Source organism: uncultured Aureimonas sp. (genome assembly GCF_913775355.1).
Taxonomy (GTDB): Bacteria; Pseudomonadota; Alphaproteobacteria; order Rhizobiales; family Rhizobiaceae; genus Aureimonas.
The window spans coordinates 25775-32385 of the sequence record NZ_CAJYIU010000075.1; the positions used below are offsets into that span (position 1 = coordinate 25775).

General features: G+C 66.0%; 9 protein-coding genes. 6 read left to right on the plus strand and 3 right to left on the minus strand.

Annotated elements, in window-relative coordinates:
• Positions 1–23 precede the first annotated feature (23 nt).
• From pgsA to QZ753_RS05595, 3 genes are read left to right on the plus strand one after another with little or no spacing between them, the layout of a single operon-like run.
• A complete protein-coding gene (pgsA, locus tag QZ753_RS05585) occupies positions 24–605 on the plus strand; it encodes a CDP-diacylglycerol--glycerol-3-phosphate 3-phosphatidyltransferase (protein WP_055884266.1) in 582 nt (193 codons plus the stop codon).
• A 38-nt stretch (positions 606–643) separates the two neighbouring features.
• Positions 644–895, plus strand: coding sequence for a molybdopterin converting factor subunit 1 (moaD, locus tag QZ753_RS05590; protein WP_294641728.1), 252 nt, complete (start codon positions 644–646; stop codon positions 893–895).
• Positions 896–932: 37 nt separating this feature from the next.
• Complete coding sequence (locus QZ753_RS05595; RefSeq protein ID WP_294641745.1) at positions 933–1358, plus strand: molybdenum cofactor biosynthesis protein MoaE; 426 nt, start codon at positions 933–935, stop codon at positions 1356–1358.
• Between the two features lie 3 nt (positions 1359–1361).
• Here QZ753_RS05595 and QZ753_RS05600 read toward each other — a convergent pair whose 3' ends face one another.
• The 3 genes from QZ753_RS05600 to QZ753_RS05610 all read right to left on the minus strand — a co-directional run bounded on the left by QZ753_RS05600 (position 1362) and on the right by QZ753_RS05610 (position 3536).
• Positions 1362–2096: a ParA family protein gene (locus tag QZ753_RS05600; RefSeq protein WP_294641730.1), complete on the minus strand. Its 735-nt coding sequence runs from the start codon at positions 2094–2096 to the stop codon at positions 1362–1364.
• A 239-nt stretch (positions 2097–2335) separates the two neighbouring features.
• Positions 2336–2758: a nucleoside-diphosphate kinase gene (gene ndk, locus QZ753_RS05605; protein ID WP_055884259.1), complete on the minus strand. Its 423-nt coding sequence runs from the start codon at positions 2756–2758 to the stop codon at positions 2336–2338.
• Between the two features lie 82 nt (positions 2759–2840).
• Complete coding sequence (locus tag QZ753_RS05610; RefSeq protein ID WP_294641737.1) at positions 2841–3536, minus strand: glutathione S-transferase family protein; 696 nt, start codon at positions 3534–3536, stop codon at positions 2841–2843.
• 31 nt (positions 3537–3567) lie between these two features.
• Between QZ753_RS05610 and QZ753_RS05615 the strand changes: the two genes are divergently transcribed.
• From QZ753_RS05615 to QZ753_RS05625, 3 genes are all read left to right on the plus strand, one after another.
• Positions 3568–4074, plus strand: coding sequence for a DinB family protein (locus QZ753_RS05615; protein WP_294641739.1), 507 nt, complete (start codon positions 3568–3570; stop codon positions 4072–4074).
• 52 nt (positions 4075–4126) lie between these two features.
• Positions 4127–6025: an ABC-F family ATP-binding cassette domain-containing protein gene (locus QZ753_RS05620; protein WP_294641740.1), complete on the plus strand. Its 1899-nt coding sequence runs from the start codon at positions 4127–4129 to the stop codon at positions 6023–6025.
• Between the two features lie 108 nt (positions 6026–6133).
• On the plus strand, positions 6134–6611 hold a 478-nt coding region (locus QZ753_RS05625), incomplete at its 3' end, for an alpha/beta fold hydrolase (protein ID WP_367171494.1).

Here is a 6611-nt window from a genome sequence, read left to right on the forward strand (position 1 = left end):
GTCCCTCCAAACGGACCGAACTCATGGCATCCCAGGCGTACAGTCTTCCCAATATCCTGACCTACGCCCGGATCGCCGCCGTTCCACTCGTGGTGCTGTGCTTTTTCGTGGAAGGCCGCCTGCATGGTTCGGACGCCGCGCGCTGGTCGGCGCTCGGTCTCTTCGTCGCCGCCAGCGTGACGGACTGGCTCGACGGCTATCTCGCGCGCGCCTGGCAGCAGACGTCCACGATCGGGCGGATGCTCGATCCGATCGCCGACAAGCTGCTCGTGGCAGCTGCCCTCCTCCTCCTGGCCGCCGACGGCACGATCGCGGGCTGGACCATCTGGGCGGCGATCGTGATCCTCTGCCGCGAGATCCTGGTCTCGGGCCTTCGCGAGTATCTTGCCGAACTCAAGGTCTCGGTTCCCGTCACGCGCCTCGCCAAGTGGAAGACGGCGACGCAGATGGTGGCGATCTCGTTCCTCCTCGCCGGCCCGGCCGGCGACCAAATCGTCGCCCACGTGACCCAGGCCGGCATCGTGCTACTGTGGATCGCGGCGATCATCACGCTTTATACGGGCTACGATTACTTCCGGGCCGGTCTGCGCCATATCGACGTGTAACGGCGGCGAAAAGCCGCCGGCAGATCGGGAGGCATGGCATGAAGCTCGTTTATTTCGCCTGGGTTCGCGAGCGCATCGGTGTGGACGAGGAAGAGGTCGTCCTGCCCGCCGGCGTGGTCACCGTGCAGGATCTCCTGCACTGGCTGAAGGGGCGCGGCGACAACTACGATGCTGCTCTGCAGGCACCCCAGATGGTGCGCGTGGCGATCGATCAGGAGCACGTGCCCCACTCCCAACCGATCGGCAATTGCACGGAGATCGCGATCTTCCCGCCGATGACGGGCGGCTGACGTGAGCGACGTCAGCATCGCCGTCACGCCCGACAGGATCGACCTCGGCGACGAGGTGCGCCGCGCAGCGCCGGGCGGCCGCGCCGGAGCGGTCGTGACCTTCGCAGGCTACTGCCGCGACGAGGGCGGACGACTGTCGGCGCTCGAGATCGAACACTATCCCGGCATGGCGGAACGGGCGATCCGCGAGATCGCCGACGAGGCGGCCCGGCGCTGGTCGCTGCTCGGCGTCCGCTGCGTACATCGTTACGGGATGATTGCGCCCGGCGAGGAGATCGTCTTCGTCGCCTGCGCATCGGAGCACCGGCACGCCGCCTTCGAGGCGGCCTCCTTCCTCATGGACTACATGAAGTCGAAGGCTCCGTTCTGGAAGCGCGAGCATCTCGTCGACGGCACGGCCGGAGGCTGGGTCGAGGCGAAGGACACCGACGACGCCGCTGCGGATCGTTGGCACCGCCTGTAGCGGTCAGGCCGAAGCGACGGTCGCGGTTCGCTCGTCGGGCATCTCGTCCACGTTCGCCACGAGCGATGGCGCCGCGAGCGGACAGGCCGGGCGCCGCAGACCGTAGAGATCGAGTTCGAAGAGAAGGCTCTCGGCCTCCGCGCGGGCACGGTCGAGCCCCGGCGCGTCGTTATTGTTCAAGCTATGCACGGTGCCGCCGACGAGGAACGGAGCCTCGAAGGCGGCTCGCAGGGATAGCCCGGCAGGGAGCCGGACCGTGCGGCTTTCGCAAAGCTCCTTTTCCACCGCGCGCGCGATGCGACTGGAAATCCGGGTGATGGCCGTCGCGACGAAGGCTCGCCCGCCGGAGCGGCGACGGTTGATGCCGTCGATCAGGCGATCCGTCTCGACTGCCGCCGCGACGGACAGCGGAGAGAATCGAACCGGGATCAGCGACATCCGCGCGATTTCGAAGGCAGCCCGAAGGCGATCGCGCTTGAACCCGGCGTCGATCACGACGGTGCGCCCCTCACTACGACCGAGATGTGTCAGCTCCCGCAGGCCCTCGTCGTTGGTCGGTCGAGCCACGGAGATGAGGTCGGGGCACCCCGGGCGGCGAGACCAGCGGACAAGGTCCGGGTTTCGCGCGGCGTCGATGAGAAGAACCGATCCGCCCGCGTCGGCGATCGCGCTGGCGAGCGTCAGGGCAAGCGTCGAGGTTCCACCGCTACGAACACTTCCGATGGCGATGACCGCCATTCACCGTCTCTCCTTCTGTGGCAAACGTCGGCGGATGGCCGACCGATGGCTGCCATGCCGGATGTCGTGAATCGTACCGCCTGCGGGCGCCTCCCTTCATTCATCGACACGTCACAATCGATCGCAAGTCATTCTGTGCGCGAGGGAACTCGCGCCTTCAAACCTGATGCGAGCCGGCAACAAAAAGGGCGGCGGACCTTACGATCCGCCGCCCTCTCTTAATTCTTCTTATCGTTAGTTCAGCCGACGATTTCGGTCTCGGAGAACCAGTAGGCGATCTCTTCCTTGGCGGTCTCGGGAGCGTCCGAACCGTGCACCGAGTTCTCGCCGATCGAGAGAGCGTGCGCCTTACGGATCGTGCCCTCGGCGGCCTGCGCCGGGTTGGTCGCGCCCATCAGCTCGCGGTTGCGCGAGATGGCGTTCTCGCCCTCGAGCACCTGGACGATCGTCGGGCCGGCCGACATCGACTCGACCAGCTCGCCGAAGAACGGGCGCTCCTTGTGGACCGCGTAGAAGCCCTCCGCCTCGCGGCGGCTCATCCAGACGCGCTTGGAAGCGACGACGCGCAGGCCACCCTCTTCCAGCATCTTAGTGATCGCGCCGGTCAGGTTGCGACGCGTCGCATCGGGCTTGATCATGGAAAAGGTGCGTTCGATCGCCATTGGCCGTTATCCTTGGGTCAAAGGGCTGAAGATGGCGCGCTCTATAGCCGTGCCCCCGCCCGGCGGCAAGGCAGGGTCGCGCTCATGCGGCGGCAGGCACCTGCCGGCCGAGCCCGCCATGCAGGTCGAGACAGCGCTCGAACCAATCCGCGATCGGGTCCCCGTCGTCGAGCAGCTGGAACGTGGAGAGCACCCGCAGCCATTGGAACCCACCAAAGACGATGTAATCCGCGAACATCGGACGCTCGCCTGCCAGGAACGGCTGGATGCGAAGCGTGGCACGCAGCGGCTCCAGCGACTTCGAAGCCGCGATCCGCTTTTCCTCGGTCCGCCCGTCCTGCACCTCCTCCAGCGGCTTGCCGAAGGCCTTCTCGCGCTTGGCACGGAAGAAGGCCTTATTCTCGTCGTCCTGCGCGGCGTGGATATCGAGGATCGTCGCGCGCACGATGGCGGGATGCAGGGTGCGCTGGCTCCAGCTTTCAACGAATCGCGCGAGCGCCCGACCGCTCTGGCCCTCGAAGAGCGGCGGCCGATCAGGATAGGTGTCATCGAGATATTCGGCGATCGCGAAACTGTCCTGCACCACCGTGTCCCCGTCGCGGATCACGGGCACCGTCCGTCCGCCGCCGCCCTCGACCTCGGCGACTTCGGTGAAGCGCGTGGGCAGGGCGTCGAACGCCAGCCCTTTGTGCGCAAGAGCCATGCGGGTTTTCCAGCAGTGCGGCGAGAACGGGCGCGAGGGGTCGCTGCCGACGAGGTCGTAGAGCAATATGGACACGATCGATTCTCCCGAAAGCTGAAGCATTGTCTTGTATCAGGAACAGTTCGTCACCCTCGCGGCCTACAACGAATGGGCCAATCGACGGCTTTTCGAGAGCGCGAGCGACCTTACGCCCGCGCAATTCGCCGAGGATCGCGGCGTCTTCTTCCGCTCCCTTCTCGGCACGCTCAACCACATCCTGTCTGCCGACCGGATCTGGCTGAGACGTTTCACCGGAGAAGGATCGGCGCCGGACCGGCTCGACGCGATCCTTTACATGGATGTCGACGCGCTGCGCGCGGCGCGCGAGGCGGAAGACGCGCGTTTAGCCTCCTATGTCGGCTCGCTGTCCGAAAGCGATCTTGCGACGACCATCCGCTACTCGCCCCTGACGCAACCGGGCATTATCGATGCCCGTCTCGGGCCAACGCTGCTGCATGTCTTCAATCACCAGACCCATCATCGCGGTCAGGCGAGCGCGGTCATCACGGGGTTCGGCCTCCCCGGACCCTCGATGGATCTGGTCGCGTTCCTCCGGGACACGGGTCGCGGCTGAGAGCATAACCGTCGGCCTTTCGCCCCTGCGGCAAACATGGCAAAAGCCCGCCATGCTTCAGATCACCGACCTGTCCGCCCGCGTCGCGGGGCGCCTCCTGATCGATCACGCGAACCTTTCGATCCCCGCCGGAACGAAGGCCGGTCTCGTCGGCCGCAACGGGGCGGGCAAGTCGACGCTTTTCCGCGTCATCACCGGCGATCTCGCGTCCGAGAGCGGCGGCGTCTCGATCCCCCGCAACACGCGGATCGGGCAGGTCGCGCAGGAGGCGCCCGGCACCGAACACTCGCTGTTGGAGGTGGTGCTGGCGGCCGACCTCGAGCGCGTCGCGCTGCTCGAGGAAGCGGAAACCGCCACCGACCCGCAGCGGATTTCCGAAGTGCACCTTCGCCTCGCCGACATCGAGAGCCATTCCGCCGAAGCGCGGGCGGCGGCGATCCTCGACGGCCTTGGCTTCGATGCGGTCGCGCAGGCGCGTCCGGTCTCGTCGTTCTCCGGCGGCTGGCGAATGCGCGTGGCGCTGGCGGCCGTCCTGTTCTCACGGCCCGACCTTCTGCTACTCGACGAGCCGACAAACTATCTCGACCTCGAAGGCACGCTCTGGCTCGAGAACTTCGTCTCGCGCTACCCCTACACCGTCCTCATCATTAGCCACGATCGCGACGTTCTGAACAACGCGGTCAACGCGATCATCCATCTCGACCAGAAGAAGCTCGTCTTCTATCGCGGTGACTACGACAGCTTCGAGCGGCAGCGCGCAGAAAAGCTGGAACTCCTCGGCAAGGCGATCGCCAAGCAGGACGCCGCCCGCAAGCACATGGAGGCGTTCGTCGAGCGCTTCCGCGCCAAGGCGTCGAAGGCCCGGCAGGCGCAGTCCCGATTGAAGGCGCTGGAGCGGATGAAGCCGCTGCAGGCGATCGTCGAGGAGCACGTCACGCCGTTCGTCTTTCCGAAGCCGGAGAAGATCCTCGCCTCGCCGATCATCCGCATGGAAGGCGTCTCGGTCGGCTACAGCGCCGAGCGCTCGATCCTGCGCGGCCTCGACATCCGCATCGATGCGGACGACCGAATTGCGCTGCTCGGCGCCAACGGCAACGGCAAGTCGACCTTCGCCAAGCTCATCGCCGAGAGGCTTACCGCCCAGCGTGGCACGGTCACGCGCGCGCCGGGCCTCAAGATCGCGATGTTCGCGCAGCACCAGATCGACGACCTGCGCCCGAACGAGACCGCCGTGCAGCACGTGCGGCGGTTTATGCCGGATGCGCCGGAAGCCAAGGTGCGCGCACGCGTCGCGCAGATGGGCTTGCCGACCCAGAAGATGGACACGGTGGCCGACAGCTTGTCCGGCGGCGAGAAGGCGCGCCTCCTGATGGGCCTTGCCACGATCGACGCGCCGAACCTCCTGATCCTCGACGAACCGACGAACCATCTCGATATCGAGGCACGCGAGAGCCTCGTCCACGCCTTGAACGACTTCCCCGGCGCCGTCATCCTCATCAGCCACGACCGCCACATGGTCGAGGCGACGATGGACCGGCTGTGGATCGTCGGCGACGGCACCGTCAAGCGCTACGACGGCGATCTCGACGACTATAAGAAGCTGATCCTCTCCGGTGCGCGTTCGGGCGGCGGCAACCAGGGCGAGGCGATCGAGGAAGCACCGGCTCCCGTCGTCTCGAAGGTGGATCAGCGGCGTCTTGCGGCGGAGAAGCGCGAGGCGCTGAAGCCGTTGAAAAAGAAGATCACCAATCTCGAAGTTCAGATGTCGCGGCTTCAGGCGACGATCAAGGACCTCGACGAGAAGCTGGCCGATCCCGCGCTCTACACCCGCGATCCCACCAAAGCTGCCGATCTCGGCCGCCAGAAGTCTTCGGCCGAAAAGACGCTGGAACGGTGCGAGGCGGAATGGCTCGAGTTCACCGAGGAGCACGATTCCGCCATGGCGGACTGAGGGCCGTCGAAAAACCTTCACGAATCCTTGAGACAGCCACAGGACGGCGCTAGCTTGATCTGAAGGCAGCCGGTAACCTCACCAAGGCGGCCCAGCGAGCGGTTCGTCATGCGGCGTCCCATTCTTTCGGCAGTTCTCGCCGTCCTCACGCTCTCCGCCTTTCCGGCGGACGAACCGCGCAGCCGCGGCTTCGACGAACCTATTCCGCTTCAGACCGGCTTTGCCGAGGTCAACGGCATCAACCTCTTCTTCCGCGTCTATGGAGAAGGGCCGCCGATCCTGATGATTCACGGCGGCCTGTCAGACAGCCGCGTCTGGCGCGCCCAACTCGCGACCCTTTCGGAGCACCACAGCGTCATCGTCGCGGACAGTCGCGGACAGGGACGCTCCACCAGCACCGAAGACGTCATCACCTACGACCTGATGGCGGACGACTACCTCGCGCTTCTCGACCAGCTGCACATTTCGCAGGTCGCGCTGGTCGGCTGGAGCGACGGCGGCATCATCGGCCTCGACATCGCGATCCGCCATCCGGAGCGCCTCTCTCGCCTTTTCGTGCAGGCGGCGAACGCGACGCCGGACGGCT

What these genes read in the sequence shown, in the direction of transcription:
- pgsA (WP_055884266.1), top strand. Translation starts at nt 24, where the DNA reads ATGGCATCCCAGGCGTACAGTCTTCCCAATATCCTGACCTACGCCCGG.
- moaD (WP_294641728.1), top strand. Translation starts at nt 644, where the DNA reads ATGAAGCTCGTTTATTTCGCCTGGGTTCGCGAGCGCATCGGTGTGGAC.
- QZ753_RS05600 (WP_294641730.1), bottom strand. Translation starts at nt 2,096, where the DNA reads ATGGCGGTCATCGCCATCGGAAGTGTTCGTAGCGGTGGAACCTCGACG.
- ndk (WP_055884259.1), bottom strand. Translation starts at nt 2,758, where the DNA reads ATGGCGATCGAACGCACCTTTTCCATGATCAAGCCCGATGCGACGCGT.
- QZ753_RS05620 (WP_294641740.1), top strand. Translation starts at nt 4,127, where the DNA reads ATGCTTCAGATCACCGACCTGTCCGCCCGCGTCGCGGGGCGCCTCCTG.